The organism is Alcanivorax sp. NBRC 102024 (assembly GCF_001602235.1).
GTDB lineage: Bacteria > Pseudomonadota > Gammaproteobacteria > Pseudomonadales > Alcanivoracaceae > Alcanivorax.
Map to the genome: position 1 here is coordinate 506468 of NZ_BDAS01000001.1, position 15748 is coordinate 522215.

The following is a 15748-nucleotide window of genomic DNA, read 5'->3' on the forward strand; positions in this document are numbered from 1 at the left end:
ATCCTTTGTTGAAGAGCCTGTTTGAGGTCTATACGCAGCCGCGCCGGAGTCAATTTTTTCGTCAGGTCGTGATTGCGATTGTGCCGTGTAGTCACTCTACATGAGAAAGCGCAATCGCGGGCTGGCGGAAAAAGGGGCCCGGCCCTTCGGGTTGTTGCTCAAAATGGCGCCATACTGTGTTGCGAACCTTGAACTTGACCCGTCAGGCCCTGCGGTCCGCGCCTTGCCTGGCGCCATTTTGAGTAGCAACGCGGTTGCGTATAGACCTCAAACAGGCTCTTTAAAGTGGATGTCCACTGTAGCAAAGACGCGGTGACAGAAAAGGGGGAGGCGGGGCAGAAACAAAAAACGCCCCGTTAAAGGGGCGTTTTTTGTGAGGCTTGGTAGCGTATTAGCCGAGCAGACCCAGCAGGCCACCCAGTACCGGACCCAGTACCGGGATGGTGGTCAGGGCATCATTCAGCGGGGCCAGCAGGTTGCTGGCTTCGCTTTCACCCAGCAGGGATACCAGCAGGTTACCGACCAGATCGCCTACCAGCGGCAGTTCTTCCACCAGGGCGGAGACGGTATCCAGCAGGTTGCCGTTCTGGTCCAGGATGCCGTCCAGCAGGGAGGCAGGATCACCGCTCATCAGACCGCCCAGCAGGCTGCTCAGCAGCTCGCCGAGAACCGGAATCTGTTCCAGCATGGCCAGGTCCGGGGTCAGCATGTCGCCGCCAGCGCCGCCCTGCAGGGTGGTCAGGATCTGGTTGAGCAGATCACCCAGTACCGGAATCTCGTTGAGCATGTCGGTGCCCGGCAGCTCGCCACCGGTGCCAGCGCCGGTGAGGGCGGCCAGCAGTTCGTTGAGCACGTCACCCAGTACCGGAACCTGCTCCAGCAGGGCGGTGAACTGCTCCAGCTGGTCGGCGGAGTCGGTCAGGCAGTCCAGCGGGTTGGCGGCGTCACAGGACACAGCACCCAGCAGCTGGTTGACCACATCGCCCAGTACCGGCACGTTGGCCAGCAGGTCGGTCACCATGGCCAGTTGCTCGCCTTCCAGGGCGCCCATCAGGGCTTCCAGGCTCAGGGCGTCGGTGGGCAGGCCACCGCTGCCACCACCGGCTGCGCCATTGAGGATGTCGCCCAGTACCGGGATTTGCGTCAGCAGGTCAGGCAGGGATTGCAGGTCACCGAGGGTGTCGAACAGGTCGCCGCCGTTACCCAGCAGGCCGGCCAGTTGTTCACCCAGTACCGGGATCTGTTCCAGCATGGCGGGCAGTTCGCTCAGCAATTCCATGTTGCCCGGCTCGGCCAGGCCAGCCAGCAGGTCTTCCAGGATGCTCGGATCCAGCGGGCTTTGACCCAGCAGTTCGCCGATGGGGCCCAGGTTTTCGCCAGCCGCCAGCAGGCAGGTGAACGGGTCCGCGCCTTCCGGGCACAGTTCGCCCAGACCGCCGGTCAGGTTGAGGATGGAGCCCACGCCGCCGAGCACTTCGGTGAAGCATTGATCCGGCGCGAATTCCTCGGCCTTGGTGGCAATGGGGCACAGGGCCAGGGACAGGCTGTTCACGGTGCCGATCAGGGGTTCGCCCATGGCCAGGTTGTCCGCGACCTGGGTCAGGCAGAGCTGGGGATTGAGCGCGTTGTCGCAGCCCAGGTAGCCCAGTACGCCGGCCAGGGTGCTGTCCGGAACGGTGCTAAGGGCAACTACCACACACTCAAGCGGGTTTTCAGCGCCGGCACACAGCTGCTGGCCGATGGGGCCGCTGCTATCCAGGACGCCGCCCAGGGTGTCGATCAGATAAGGAACGCTTTCTTCCAGGCAGGTCGGCAGGAAAGTGGGTTCGCTCACACTGCCGAGCAGGTCGGTGTCAGTGGCGGCAACCGTGTTGGCGCAGAGCAGGCCCAGCACGTTGTCGTTGCCCAGGGAGATGTTGGTCAGCGCTTCGTTTTCGCAGGCCAGCACATCAATGGCGCCACCCAGCTGGGTGCCGAGCAGGGTCTGCGGGCAGACGGAAACGGTAAAGTGGTTGTTGGTGTCGATCAGCGTCAGAAGCTGTTGGCTCTCTTCGTCGGTGAGCGGCGGGGTCTCATCGTCGCCACCGTCTTCCCCCCCGGTGTCGCCACCGTCGGTATCACCCTCGTCTTCACCGCCAGTGTTGCCGGTTTCTTCGCTGGTGTTGCCGTTATCGTTGGTCGGGTTGCTGCCACCACCGCCGCCGCCGCAGGCGGCAAGGGTGACGAGCAGGGAGCTCATCAGCAGGATTTTCAAAAGATGTAGCATGGGTACTTCCCCCTTAATCTTCCATGAACACAAAGTGTGTATGACAGGCGTATCATCGCGATCCACCCATGCGCGCACTATATAAAATTCATTGCGGTGCCAATGTTGGCTAAAAATGTCGTTTTGTATCTGGTATTGCAGTGTTTTGTAATGCACAACAGAAGTGCTTGAATGGGGTGCCCGCTAAGTGGCTGGGATATCAACGGAAAGGAGGCAGATATGGCGAAGACAATTGTAATTACCGGCGCAAACCGGGGCATCGGCCTTGCACTGGCCCGGCACTGGAAGGCCCGTGGGGAAAGGGTGCTGGCGGTATGCCGTCAGGCGTCCACGGCGCTGATAGACAGTGGGGTGGAGGTCATTGACGGGGTGGATGTGAGCACCGCAGACGGGGTCAGCAACCTGACCAGTGCCCTGGGCGATACTCCGGTGGATATTCTCTACAACAACGCCGGCATCATGCTCAGTGAGACAGTGGACCAGATGGACTTTGAGCAGCTTCTGGACCAGTTCAAGGTCAACACCCTGGGCCCGCTGCGGGTGACCGTGGCATTGCTGGGCAATCTGCGTGAGGGCAGCAAGGTGGGATTGATGACCTCGCGGATGGGGTCCATCGCCGATAATACCTCCGGCAAGAAATACGGCTACCGCATCAGCAAGGCGGGCCTCAACGCGGCGGGTAAATCCCTGGCGCTGGACCTGCACGATCGCGGCATTGCCGTGGCAATCTTGCACCCCGGTTGGGTACAGACCGATATGACCGGCAACAGCGGTAATCTGACCGTGGACGAAGCAGCGGCCAACCTGATTGCCCGCATGGATGAACTGAACCTGGAAAACAGCGGCACCTTCTGGCACTCCGACGGCAGCGTGTTGCCCTGGTGATTTGATCGTGAGTGCGGCCAGATCAGGAAATATTTTTCCAAAGAGGGCCGAGAGGTGCGTGCTCTGCCATTTTGCGAAGAGTGTCTTTTGCAGGAGCTATGCTTGCATGGCGAAGGCTTGGGAGCGCAATGGGAGCATAGCTCCTGCAAGGCGAGCCGGCTTGCGGGTCTCGAGCACGCCGGCCCTCTACGAAAAAATCAGTCCAGCAGAAACGCATTTTCGTATAACGCCGATAGCCCTTTCTCCCGGAAAACCGGTTCGTGGTCGAGAATCATTTTTCGGGAGAGTGAGGTTACCCGGTAGTGATCGCCGTACCGCGTTTCCACTTCCTCCTGGTCCACCGAAAACGGCGGCCCCGCCATCTGCTGTTGATCATATTCCAGCGTGATCAGTAACTGCCGCGTCCTGTGGGTCAGCGTCTGCAGATGGCGGGCATACCGTGCGCGCAGTGTGTCCGGCAGGGCGATCAGGGCGGCGCGGTCATAGATCGCATCCACGGCGGGAAGATCATCGGGCGTCAGCAGAAAAATGTCGCCCTGAAAGACGGTCAGGTCACCCTGCCGGTAACGGTTGCCACCTTGCCAGGGGGAGATCTCCGGTTGGCGGTTCAGGGACGCGAACAGGTCGGTGACGGCTTTCCCGGACAGCTCCGCGCCGATCACGCTGTAGCCCTGCTCCAGCAGATAGCCAATATCCAGTGTCTTGCCACACAAGGGCAGAAAAAGGGTCTGCCCGGCTTTCAGTGACAGCTCGACCAGATACCGTTGCAAGAGTGGATGGACCTGGGGCAGGTGAAAGCCCAGTTCCCCGTTGTGCCATTTCTGATGCCAGAATGCCGGATCCATGGTGTCGCCTTGAATGTCAGAGTCAGTGCTGTTTCGGTCAATCTTGCCACGATGCCCGGTTATTGTGCGGGAACAAACCCTGCTTGTATCGCCACTAATGGAGACTCAGTCCGCATCGTTTAGCAGAAACCGTAACGTCCCATTCAGAGACTTGCCAAGGAGAGCAGGCCATGACGCACGCTGTGCGCTTTCAGCATCCCCGTTATACCATCCGCCGCAAATTCTTCCGGCTGTTTGGTGATGCCTTTCATCTCTACACGGACACGGGCGAGCTGGCGCTATATTCCAACATGAAGCGCTTCCGCATCCGCGAGGATATTCGCCTGTATGCGGATGACACCCAGGAGCAGGAGCTGCTGCGGATTTCCACACGCAGTATTTTTGATTTTGCTGGCGCCTACGACGTGCATGATTCGCAAGGCAATGAGCATGTGGGTACGTTGCGGCGGTCGGGTTTCAAGTCTTCCTTCCTGCGCGATCACTGGACCTTCCTGGATAGCGAGGGTCGGGAAATTGGCACCCTGGAAGAAGACTCCATGCTCAAGGCGCTGGTGCGCCGCTATATCGAATTTCTGGCGTTCTTCTTTCCGCAGCATTACCACGCCAGTGTGGCCGACAAGCCCGTGGCGGAATATCGACAGCGATTTAACCCTTTCATTCTCAAACTGGATGTGGATTTCAGTGCCGACCGGGACGGTCGGTTGGACAAACGCCAGGGGATTGCCGCCGGGGTGCTGTTGTCGGCGATCGAGGGTCGGCAGGAGTAAAGAGGTTCATCGCCGCTTAGAGGAAACGGAAGCGGCCACCGACCGTGTAGGGTGCACTGAGCCTAGGGCGAACTGCACCGATTCGGCGCTTTATGGTGCAGTTCGCCCTAGGCTCAGTGCACCCTACATTTGGAAAGCCGTGGGGGTTTGCGGCCATAAAAAATTCCGGACAGGGGAGACCCTGCCCGGAAAGGGTTGCTGTCATCAGTTGATTCATTGGCGCCGGCGCAGCCCGCCGCCGACCAGCAGGATCAGGAAGGGCAGTAGGGTACCGATGCCGAAGGCGCCGCCACTGCCGCTGCCGCCGCTGTAGGAGGGACGGTTCGTGGTGTACATGGGCTGTGCCTGGTCCACGCGGTTGCTGGTGGGCGCGTTGGCCTGCCGCTGGGCCTTGGCGAGTTTTTCGATTTCCCGGCGTTTGGCATTGCGACGTTCGATGCCGTACTCCTCAAAGACTTCGTCGCGCAGCACCACCATGGAGGTGTAGTTGGTGACCAGGCCGTATTCCAGGCCCAGGTCGACGATGCCCTGCTGCAGATCCTTTTCTTCACCGAAATAATTGATCTCCCGTTGCATGTCCTGGCCGGCCACGTTGGCGCGCAGGGTGACATTCGCCGGACCATCGCCCCAGTAATGGCCGAGCAGGACGATCTGGCGGCCGTGGTAGATGCTGCCGATGCGCTGCGGTTGCAGGTCGGCGGTGCGCACACCATCGATGTCTATCTCCACATCATTCATGGCCTGGTGGGTGAGCTTGGCGGTGGCGTTCAGAATCTGTCCGGCGATGTCGTCGCTGTTGGAGACGCTGAGGGCAAAGCCGTTGCTGGCATCCGTCATGGCGGTGAGCATGGGGCGGTTGGCGCTGTTACCCATGACAAAGGTGAATAGCCGAACGTCATGGTTTTTCAGCAAGTCGATAAAATCTTTTTGTTGGGTCTTGCCCACGTTGGCCACGCCATCGGTGACCAGCACGATGCCGGTGGGACGGTCTGCGTCCAGGGGTTTCAGGGCCAGGCTCAGGCCGCCGAACAGGTTGGTGCCGCCACGGGATTGCAGCTGCATGACTTTCTGCGTGTAGCGACGAATGCTGTCCGGGGTGGCATCCACGAAGCCATTAGTGAGTTCTTCGGCGCGGTCATCAAACAGCACGATACGGAAACGGTCTCCGCCGCGCAGTTTGCCCAGGGCCTGGCTGACGCCGTCGGCCAGGGTGGCAAGTTTGGCATTCATGGAACCGGAGATATCCAGCACGAACACCCAGTCGCTGCCGGTGGTGATTGGCGGCAGGTCGTCACCGGGGGTGATGCTGAGCATGAAGGTGCCGCGGTCTTTCCCCGGGGCCTTGTAGGCAACCAGATCCACGCTGCCGGGCAGGTCTTGCTGGTGGCGCCAGTAGACGACGATGTCCTGATTCAGGGTAAAGGCATTGGCCGGCTGGCCATTGGCAGCGGGAGGGGCGAAGTTGGTGCTTTGGCTGTTGTCGTCTTCCTCGCTGACAACGGTTGCGGTGCGATTATCCAGTTTTACCTGCCAGTGTTGCGGGCCCAGTTGCTGGATCTGTGCCTGGGGATGTTTGGGCAGGCGCAGGGCGTCCACCGGGTAGCCGCTGCGCAGGTTGAGGGTGAAACTGAAATGTTCCTCGACACTGTCGTTGGCGGTCCAGAACGCCAGCTTTTGTTCGTCCACCCCGCCTTCTTCCAGCGGGTACACATAGCGACCGATGCCGGTATCCACAAAGGCCGGCTGCATGTAGACCAGCCGCACCCGGGTGTCCTGGCCGGCGCGTACCGGTTGCACCCGCACATTGAAGGCCTTGTAGCTGTCCTTCTCGGTGAGTCCGGCTTCGCGGCCAGCGGCTTTTTCCTTTTCATAGACTTGGCGGGCCTGCTGTTTTTCCAGCACCTCGCCGATTACAGGCTTGCCGTCGATCCACACAGTGAACTCGGCCACGGTGCCGCGCTCCGGGACCGGGAAGCGGTAGTAGGCTTCCAGGTCCTGGTCATTGGGATTGTGGAAGACCTGCTCCACCTCGGTGATGGCGTAGCCGTCTTCCACGTCCACGGTGACATGCTGTTCGCGAATTTGCAGTGGTGGCAGGCCGCTGTTGGTTGGCGTCATCAGCCCCGCGGCCAGGGCCGGGGTGGTCAACATGCTGCCCAGCAGCAGCGCCAGGCCGGCAAACAATCGGGTCAATCCGTTCCTGAAACCCATGATGGTTCTCCTTGTTATGGATCATGGGATTCGTTGTACCGGTGGCGAGGCTATTTGTTAAACAGTGTTCATTAACAATTCATGTCGCGGAGTGTTCAATAGCGAACCGGCCCGGGGCCGGCGCGCGAGGTGCCAGGCCGCGGTATCGGCTCAGCGTGGCAGTTGCTGGCGGGTCTGAGCGATCAAAGAGGCAAAATCCGGTCGGGCGATGATTGCCAGCACCAGGCTGAAGATGCCATTGAGGATGGCCAGATGGGCATCGGCCTGCATCAGGCAGAAGGCGATGACGAGCATGGCAACAACATCGAGCAGTCCCAGCAGGATGAACATGCTGGTCTGCACTTTCATGGCGGCAGTCTCATCATCGCTGCTGGCAGGAAGGCCTTGCAGGGGGCGCCGTGCCATGGCTTCCGGTGACATCAGCAGATTGCGCAGCGGTCGGGCTACCACCAGCGTCAGCGCCATGGCGCCGATAGCGCCCATGCGCAGAGTGTCGGTGGGGACCAGCTCCATGGGCGCCTGGTACTGGCCGAAGCCGATCATCAGGGCGATGGCGATGCCGATCATCATGGGGGCGGCGAGCACGGTGAACCAGAGCAGGTTGAGGCGTGGCACCGCCGGGTGCGAAGTAGCGGACATGATGTCTCCTTATTATTGTTATTGATCCTGGAACCAGCGAGCCTTTCGCCAGCCTCTGCAGGAGCTAGGCTTGCATGGCGAACGTGCCCAACACCCCATTCGCCATGGCAGCATAGCTCCTGCAAATAGTACTTAGTCTCTAAAATTATTGAACTGCAGCGGCGTTTCAATTTTGGATTCGCGCAGCAGCGCTATCACCGCTTGCAGGTCATCCCGTTTCTTGCCGTTCACCCGCACCTGGTCACCTTGAATGGAGGCCTGCACCTTGAGCTTGCTGTCCTTGATCATCTTGACGATCTGCTTGGCGAGGGGCTGGTCGATGCCCTGGCGGAAGGTCAGGGTCAGCGAGAAGGTCTTGCCGCTGTGCTCGGGCTTCTCCGGACGGTCAGCGCCGGCGACGCTGATGCCCTGTTTCACGGCCGCCTTGGCAAACAACTCTTCCAGCTGCTGCACCTGAAAGTCCGATTGGGTTTTCAGGGTCACATCCAGACCATTCTGTTCAATGCTGGCTTCCACGCCACGGAAGTCGAAACGATTGGCCAGGTCACGGTTGGCGTTTTCCACCGCGTGGCGCAGGGCTACTTCATCAATTTCAGAGACGATATCGAAAGAGGGCATGATCAGTCCGCACACATATTCCGTTGTAAGAAGGTTGCGATTATAGTCTTTTTTGGTCTGCGCGTGCCCATTGGGGTGGCGCCGGGCTTTACCGTTCAGGAAGAACGGCAAAACAGCATCATAACCATCGCGAGGGAACGTAATGAGTCAAGCCAATGCAATTGTCGTACTGTGCCCAAAACGTCCGGATCTGGCCGGCCAGCCATTGCTGGGGCATGTGGGCTGGGGGTTTGAACTGCCGGACGGGCAGTGGATGGTGGGAGCCGTGGAAGGTGACGGCTGGAGCAACGGGAACGGCATGAACGGTTTCTGGTCACGCCGGGTGCCGGGCGAACGGCAGGCCACCCAGGTCTTTGCCAACATGGTGCATCAGGGAGCCGAGTATAATTATTTCAAATATCTGACCATGACTCACCAGGTATGGCCTGATCCGGATGCGGCACTGCGTGTCATGGCCTGGGTCAGTGCTCAGCCTTATCAGCTGTTCGGTCGCAACTGCATGAATTCCACCTACGATGTTCTCCGCGCCTTTTCCCGAGGGGGACATTTCAATGGCAAGATCCTGCCGAATCCGGATTTCAACTGGATTCCCAATGGCTGGTTCAATGCCATCCAGGTGCCACAGAGCGACTACCATCACCTCCCTCCTGCGTCCCAGCCCGTTCAGGCGTTTGCGGCCGCCCAGGAGGATCTGCAGGCAGCGGCGGAATGCCCGGACTGGCGTAATCCGGAATCGGAAAACTATCTGCCCGTCGGGGAGGCGCCCAATGAGGCTGTGGAGGCCGTGGAGGTGCCGCCCCCGGTGAATGCAGCGGGCGTGGGCGGATAAATTGGCACGTACGCTTTATATGCAATAAATGCCATTTTGGTTAGAGTTGGGTGCGCACACCGGAGTGTGCGTATCCAACTCTGCCAGGAGGCAAACATGTCACTCAAGGAACGGTTGTCCGCAGATAATCTGCTGGATTCTCTCCCGGTTTCCCGGGATCTTCTCACTCGTCTGGGCGTACTCGGCGCCCAGGTTTCCCGCAAGATCGCCATCGATCAGGTCAGCGTGCAAGACGGCACGCTCAATAACCTGCGCGTGGACAAGGTCACTCTGGGTAGCGCCAGCATTGGCAACCTGCACGTGGAAAACACCCAGGCCTCGGTCGATAGCGCCAGAGCCGTGCTCAATCAGGTACGTACCCTTGTCGAGCTGGGTTTCCGGCTCGATTGGAAAATTGATCTGGGCTGGCTGGGCAGCTGGGATGGCAGCGAGGATATGGGCAGCCTGGATATCCCGGTGGATCTGGGCACCATCACGGTGCCGGACCTGGGCAATATCGACCTGCAGATTCCGGCCATTGATATCCCCGGTCTGGTGGCGCAGATGAAACGCATCGACCAGCTCAACCTAGGCAACCTGGACCTGTCAGGTATTCGCCTGGATAAACTGGGCCTGCCCAGCGCCGGGTTGTCCGTGTCCGGTATGGGTATCGGTGAGCTGTCGCTCAGTTCCCTGTCGGTACCGGGCGCCAACGGCGAAGCGATGCGGGTGAATCGTGCCGCGCCCACCGAACAACTCACTCTGCCCGGTGCCAGCCTGGAAAACATCAGCATCCCGTCTGTGACCATGCCAGCGGCCACCAGCCAGGCATTCAATGTGGATGCCACGGCCTCGGATAAATCCCTGGGGGTGGATCTGGGCATCCTCAAGGTGAGTATTGCGGTGACCCCTACGGTGCATCTGAACGTGGGCAGCATGACGCTCAGTGATGCCAAACTCGGTGCGACCCTGGGCAAGGTATCGCTCAACGACATCAGCCTGCCGGTGGCCCTGGAGGGCATCAGCGGCGGCGAGCTGGGGCTGAACAGCATCAGCGTCAATAAACTCACATTCTGAACAGGGAGGTTGTCATGACATTGAGCCACAAGGAATTCGAAAAACGCTGGGAGCAGGCCCACCGCAAACAGCAGATCACACAGAAAAAGACGTCCATTGCTCCACTGGTGCATCTGTCGGTACTGACGATCCTGGACAACTACATGCACCAGTTGCACAAGGCGGTAGAGGGCCATGCGCTCAGCAAGGAAGAGTGCGACGCGGTCTGTAAAAAAATCGCCGAGCTGAAACCGCTGGCGAAAAAGGCGGATGCCAAGGCGGCAAAATACCTGAAGGTGTGACCCGCGGTTTATCTGTCACCGTTGTGCCTGCCGTCACCGGGTCTGCGCACTTTGCAGCCCGGTGACAACCCGGTAGGGTCGAAAGAACGCTGTCTTGTTCAGGGGAATTTCGATCATGCCGTTCCAGCCCGATGTACACCTCAACCTGAATGTCCGTGGCCTGGGGGTGTCTGCCACCCTGGCCATCAATGAGCGCAGCAATGCCCTGCGTCAGCAGGGGCGTCAGGTCTACAAGCTGGGCCTGGGGCAGTCGCCGTTTCCGGTTCCTCCCTCGGTGGTGGACGCGTTGCGTCAGTTTGCCGGCGAGAAGGATTATCTGCCGGTGAAAGGCTTGCCGGCGTTGCAGGAAGCCATCGCCAGTCATCTGGACCGGGAGCACGATGTGGCCTTCCGGGGCGAAGACATCATGATCGGGCCGGGCTCCAAGGAGCTTATGTTCATCCTGCAGCTGGTCTACTACGGTGACCTGGTGATCCCCACGCCGAGCTGGGTGTCCTACGCGCCCCAGGCCAGCATCATCGGTCGCCGCGTGCACTGGCTGCCGACCCACCGGCACAATCACTGGAAGCTCAGTGCCGATAGCCTGGATGCCCTGTGTCAGAGTGACCCGGGTCGTCCCCGCCTGGTGATCCTCAATTATCCGGCCAATCCCCACGGCTATACCTTTACCGACGATGAGTTGCAGGAAATTGCCGAGGTGGCCCGCCGTCATCGACTGATTCTTCTCAGCGATGAAATTTACGGGCGCACCCGCTACGACGGTCAGCACCGATCCATTGCCCGTTACTACCCGGAAGGCACCATCATCAGCGACGGCCTGAGCAAGTGGTGTGGTGCGGGAGGATGGCGTCTGGGGGCCTTTGCTTTCCCGCCCAATCTGTCCTGGCTGCGCGATGCCATGGCCACCGTGGCCAGCGAAACCTATACTTCGGTGGCCGCGCCGATCCAGCATGCGGCAGTGAGTGCTTTTCAGGGTGGCGCTGACATTGATGACTACCTGTTTCAATCACGGCGTATTCTGAAAGGATTGGCGGCTTACCAAGTGGCTGCCTATCAGCGGGCCGGGCTGGACCTTGCCATGCCCGATGGCGCCTTTTACCTGTTCCCGGATTTCAGTCCGCTGGCAGAACGCTTACACCAGCGGGGGATTCATGACAGCGCGGCGCTGTGTGAAGCCTTGCTGGAAGATACCGGTGTGGCCACCTTGCCGGGCGACGCCTTTGGTCGCCCGGCGGGAGAACTGACCTTGCGTCAGGCCTTTGTGGATTTTGATGGCCAGGCGGCCCTGGATGGCGCAGCCAAGGTGACGGCGGAAGCTTCGTTGGGCGATGATTTTCTGCGGCAATATTGTGGCAACTGCACCACCGCCATGGACCGTATTGTGGACTGGTTGGCGTAGCCTTTTCTTTCTTTGTCGGAGCCATGCAAGTATGGCTCCGACAAAAAATCATAAGGTATATATGGCAGCGGGACATGTATGTCCCGTTTGTTTAAGTAAAAGAAAAAATAGCGGTTTTCGCCACTTTCTGATTGTTTTGGTCAGGTGCTTTGCTCGCTTTGTGTAGAGCCTGGGCGTCACTCATGGAACACTCGTTTTCCCAACCCTTGCGGTTAAACGAATAATGAGGAGGTGCGCCATGGGTGCGGTATTGGACAGTGAAAACCTGAAGCAGTCACAAAGCTGGGCTGGCGTCGCGGTGGATCGACAGCGACGGTTTTTCGAGACCGGCGCAACCCGAAGCTATGACTTTCGCGTGCGTCAGCTGAACAAACTGAAGGACGCCATTGTCCAGTATCAGGAAGAGATTCAGGAAGCGCTCAAGGTGGATATTGGCCGCCCGCCCTTCGAGGCCTATATCGAGATCACTACAGCGATCGAAGATCTCAAGCACACCCTCAAGCACCTGAAAAGCTGGATGAAGCCAAAAAAAGTCGGCACATCAATGTGGGCCCAGCCCGGTCGTAGCCGCATCGAGTCCACCCCCCAGGGCGTGACCTTTTTGATGGGGCCATACAACTACCCCTTCCTGTTGCTGGTGCAGCCTCTGATCGGTTCCATCGCGGCGGGTAACACGGCCATTCTCAAGCCGTCATCACTGAACCCCTCCGTGGCGAATGTGATTGAGAAAATGATGAAGGAATGCTTCAGCGAGGAATACGTGGCGGTATTCAAGGGCAGCACCGAAGTGACCAATGTGCTGCTGGAAGAGCGCTTCGATCATATTTTCTTTACCGGCAGTCCCCGTGTCGGCCGTATCGTCATGGCGGCAGCAGCGAAGCATCTCACCAAGGTCACCCTGGAGCTGGGTGGCAAGAGCCCGACCATCGTGCACAAGGATGCCAACCTGAAAGTGGCGGCGCGTCGGATTATCGCCGGCAAGATGCTCAACGTGGGTCAGACCTGTATCGCGCCGGACCATGTTCATGTCCATGCGGATATCCGAGATGCCTTTGAAAAGGAAATGGTGAAGACGCTACGGGAGTTCTATGGGGATGCGTCGAGCCAGAACCCGGACTTGGGCCGTATGATCAACGACCGGCATTTCCAGCGGGTGGCCGCACTGATCGATAAGGCCCGAGTGCTGGCGGGTGGCCAGACCGATGCGGGACAGCGCTATATTGCGCCGACGCTGTTGAAAGATATCTCCATGGACGATGCCATCATGCAGGAGGAAATCTTCGGGCCAGTGTTACCCATGTTGACCTACCAAAGCCTGGAAGAGCTGATCGGCAACCTGAAGAAATTGCCGGAATATCCGTTGGCGTTGTATCTGTTTACCAGTAGTGATCAGGTGGAGCGCCAGGTGCTCGATAGCACCCAGTTCGGTGGCGGCTGTATCAACAATACCGTGATGCATGTGGCCAACCCGAACCTGCCGTTTGGTGGTGTGGGGGAAAGCGGTATGGGCGCCTATCACGGCAAGAACTCGTTCGATGCCTTCTCCCACAAGCGCAGCATCCTCAAGGCCACCACCCTGTTCGATATCAAGTTTCGCTACGCCCCTTACAAGGACAAGGTGAACATGCTCAAGAAGATGATCAAGTAACGTCGGCGGCGTTTTGGTGCAGTTCGCCTCAGGAACTGCACCAAGGCGCTCGGCTTAACGGGCGCCAAAACCTCCCCACGAAAACGGAATCTGATAGCGGGTCATCAGCCCGCCCACGGTAATCAGCACCCGCACCATGGCCACGAAGGCATCCGGCATCACCAGCCGCAGGCGGCGAAATTCGTCCAGCAGGGTGCGCAGGTTATCGGCCAGGGTGGTGTCGCTATCCTGACGGGCGGATACCAGGGCGGCGGACAATTTTTCCAGTCGTTCCTCGCTGAGCCCACCAAAGCCGGCCGCTTCGAACAGCGGCAGCAAGGGGCCATCGCCCATGCCCAGCAAGCGCATTAGCAATGCGGTGTAATGCTGGCGATCTGCGGCGGCTACCTGCTCCACGGCACCGAAATCCAGCACCGCCAGGTCGCCCTCCGGCGTCACGATAAAGTTGCCCGGGTGCGGGTCCGCATGAAACAGACCGAACTCCAGCACCTGCTGCATCATGCTGGCCTGCAAGCGTTCCAGCAGGGGAATGGCCCGCGCTTCATCCTCGCGCAACACTGTGGAAAGGCTCTGCCCCTCGATCCACTCCGTCACCAGCATCTGTGCACTACAAAGGGTGGGATAAACCCTTGGCACCTTGATGCTGGGCAGGTGGGGCAGTTCGCTGAAATCCTGCATGTGGGCCATTTCCTGGCGGAAATCCAGCTCCCGCTCGGTGGTGGTGATGAGCTGGTTGATGATCTGCTCCACATCCACTTTCCGCAGCAGTGGCTTCAGGGCCTTCGCCAGCAAACGCAAGGCCGCGGCATCTTCGGCAAACTCCTGGCTGACCCGGGGCTGCTGCAGTTTGACCGCCACCTGGGCGCCGGATTTCAGGGTGGCGTTATGCACCTGGGCGATGGAGGCGGCGGCCATGGGAATGATATTGAAGGCACTGAAGGAGTCCGCCCAGTCATGCCCCAGCTGGGCTTTCAGCCAGGGCTGGATGTCATCGAAGTGAGCCTTGGGAGCGTTTTCGCGCAGATGGGCAAAGGCATCGATATAGGGGGCAGGCAGCAGGTCCGGGCGGCAACTGAGAAACTGGGCAAACTTGATCCAGGCGCCGCCGTTATCCCGGAACAGGGTTGCCAGGCTGTCCGCCACTTCCTCATGGAGCGGGTACAGCGCCTGCTCGTCGCCACTGCCCAGCACCTTGCGGTGTTTCCAGACCACTTTCTGCAGGCCGGCCGCGGTGGCCAGTACCCGCTTGTAGCGTCCACGGGCGTTCCACAGCATGCGGGTGGTTTCACCGAGTGTCTGGGGCTGGTCGGGCGTGGTCGATTCCATGGGGATCCCTTTGCCAATGCGATATTGGCAGCATAGCAAAGGTGGTCCTGTGATGTGATAAATCCGCAATGACAGGGGAGAGGGGCCCGTCCTTATCCATGGAGGGCCCCCGGGTGTGACTAAAAATGAGCAAGGCGACGTTTAGAACTTGTAGGCAGCGCCGACTTCGAGGGTTTGCCGAACGACTTCAATCGTCGCATCAGCACCGAAACTCGAACCGCTCTGAGCAGGAATAGCGGTGAAGTCGAAGTCACCATAATCGGCGTGTCGGTACTCTGCTCTCAGCACCAGGTTATCCGACAGGAAGTGTTCCGCCCCGAAACCCAGGGTCCAGCCGGTCATGCGCTCGTCATCACTGAAACGCTGGAGACCGTCTGCCGGGTTGCAAACGTTGGTATCGGCGGGGCAGGTGCTTGTCGTTTCGACTTCAAGCTGGGATACGCCCAGGCTGCTGTAAACCATGGTGTTGTTATTCACCATGTAGCCGCCGCGAAAGCTCAGGCCCAGCGCCAGATCATCAGTCTCGACCTCGGAAAAACTGGTCGGGTTGGAGTCGGGGTCTCCCAGCCCGGGAATCCGGTTGCGGATTTCGTCGCTGGCATCGCTCATCAGCGCCGAGAATTCAGCACCCAGCACCCATTTTCCCTGTCCGACTACCCAGTTATAACCGGTAAAAAGACCATAGCTGGTATCTGAGTCATCCAGTGATTCGGTGGGATCAGAAAATGGCGCAATAAGGTTGCCGTTGGGCTCGAAGGTTCGTTCGGTTTTCCAGTCCATATCCGTGCTCTGGTAACCGAGCGATACACCAGCGTAAAAACCGCCAGGGTTGGTCTCAGCCAGAGCTGGTGTTGACAGGACAGCAAGTGACAATGCGCCGGTCATGGCAAGCAAGTGTAGGTTTTTCATTGGTTCCGTTTCCCTTTTATAGTCCAGCAGACATCTTAGTCCATATGCGACTATTTGTGTAACTATCGA

The 15748-nt window shown here is 59.2% G+C and carries 14 protein-coding genes; 7 read left to right on the forward strand and 7 right to left on the reverse strand.

What is annotated here, in order from left to right; all coding sequences use genetic code 11:
- Positions 1 to 391 precede the first annotated feature (391 nt).
- A complete protein-coding gene (locus A0251_RS02410; RefSeq protein WP_062815223.1) occupies positions 392 to 2266 on the reverse strand; it encodes a hypothetical protein in 1875 nt (624 codons plus the stop codon).
- 219 nt (positions 2267 to 2485) lie between these two features.
- Here A0251_RS02410 and A0251_RS02415 point away from each other — a divergent pair, with 219 nt between their 5' ends.
- Positions 2486 to 3151 (forward strand): SDR family oxidoreductase, encoded by a 666-nt coding sequence (locus A0251_RS02415; protein WP_062815224.1) that lies wholly within the window; start codon positions 2486 to 2488, stop codon positions 3149 to 3151.
- 197 nt (positions 3152 to 3348) lie between these two features.
- On the opposite strand, the gene tmpT is transcribed toward A0251_RS02415, so the two are convergent.
- Complete coding sequence (gene tmpT, locus A0251_RS02420) at positions 3349 to 3996, reverse strand: thiopurine S-methyltransferase (protein ID WP_062815225.1); 648 nt, start codon at positions 3994 to 3996, stop codon at positions 3349 to 3351.
- 170 nt (positions 3997 to 4166) lie between these two features.
- Between tmpT and A0251_RS02425 the strand changes: the two genes are divergently transcribed.
- Positions 4167 to 4763 (forward strand): hypothetical protein, encoded by a 597-nt coding sequence (locus A0251_RS02425; protein ID WP_062815226.1) that lies wholly within the window; start codon positions 4167 to 4169, stop codon positions 4761 to 4763.
- Positions 4764 to 4976: 213 nt separating this feature from the next.
- Here A0251_RS02425 and A0251_RS02430 read toward each other — a convergent pair whose 3' ends face one another.
- The 3 genes from A0251_RS02430 to A0251_RS02440 all read right to left on the reverse strand — a co-directional run bounded on the left by A0251_RS02430 (position 4977) and on the right by A0251_RS02440 (position 8231).
- A complete protein-coding gene (locus A0251_RS02430) occupies positions 4977 to 6974 on the reverse strand; it encodes a VIT and VWA domain-containing protein (protein ID WP_062815227.1) in 1998 nt (665 codons plus the stop codon).
- 150 nt (positions 6975 to 7124) lie between these two features.
- The gene (locus A0251_RS02435) at positions 7125 to 7613 is read right to left on the reverse strand and encodes a hypothetical protein (protein ID WP_062815228.1); all 489 of its coding nucleotides are present in this window, start codon (positions 7611 to 7613) and stop codon (positions 7125 to 7127) included.
- Positions 7614 to 7745: 132 nt separating this feature from the next.
- Positions 7746 to 8231, reverse strand: a complete 486-nt coding sequence (locus tag A0251_RS02440) for a YajQ family cyclic di-GMP-binding protein (protein WP_062815490.1) — start codon at positions 8229 to 8231, stop codon at positions 7746 to 7748.
- A 142-nt stretch (positions 8232 to 8373) separates the two neighbouring features.
- Between A0251_RS02440 and A0251_RS02445 the strand changes: the two genes are divergently transcribed.
- The 5 genes from A0251_RS02445 (at position 8374) to A0251_RS02465 (ending at position 13444) form a co-directional block, all read left to right on the forward strand.
- Entirely contained in the window at positions 8374 to 9060 is a 687-nt protein-coding gene (locus A0251_RS02445) for a hypothetical protein (RefSeq protein WP_062815229.1), read from the forward strand.
- Between the two features lie 96 nt (positions 9061 to 9156).
- A complete protein-coding gene (locus A0251_RS02450; protein ID WP_062815230.1) occupies positions 9157 to 10116 on the forward strand; it encodes a hypothetical protein in 960 nt (319 codons plus the stop codon).
- Between the two features lie 14 nt (positions 10117 to 10130).
- Positions 10131 to 10397 carry a hypothetical protein gene (locus A0251_RS02455; RefSeq protein WP_062815231.1) on the forward strand — a complete coding sequence of 89 codons (267 nt, stop codon included), beginning with the start codon at positions 10131 to 10133 and terminating at the stop codon, positions 10395 to 10397.
- A gap of 115 nt (positions 10398 to 10512) precedes the next feature.
- On the forward strand, positions 10513 to 11796 hold the full coding sequence (locus A0251_RS02460; protein WP_062815232.1) for a pyridoxal phosphate-dependent aminotransferase: 1284 nt from the start codon (positions 10513 to 10515) through the stop codon (positions 11794 to 11796).
- Positions 11797 to 12034: 238 nt separating this feature from the next.
- Positions 12035 to 13444 (forward strand): aldehyde dehydrogenase, encoded by a 1410-nt coding sequence (locus A0251_RS02465; protein WP_062815233.1) that lies wholly within the window; start codon positions 12035 to 12037, stop codon positions 13442 to 13444.
- Between the two features lie 54 nt (positions 13445 to 13498).
- Here the strand turns inward: A0251_RS02465 and A0251_RS02470 are convergent, their stop codons facing one another.
- Positions 13499 to 14770: an AarF/ABC1/UbiB kinase family protein gene (locus A0251_RS02470; protein ID WP_062815234.1), complete on the reverse strand. Its 1272-nt coding sequence runs from the start codon at positions 14768 to 14770 to the stop codon at positions 13499 to 13501.
- A 141-nt stretch (positions 14771 to 14911) separates the two neighbouring features.
- The gene (locus tag A0251_RS02475) at positions 14912 to 15679 is read right to left on the reverse strand and encodes an outer membrane protein (RefSeq protein WP_062815235.1); all 768 of its coding nucleotides are present in this window, start codon (positions 15677 to 15679) and stop codon (positions 14912 to 14914) included.
- Positions 15680 to 15748 lie beyond the last annotated feature (69 nt).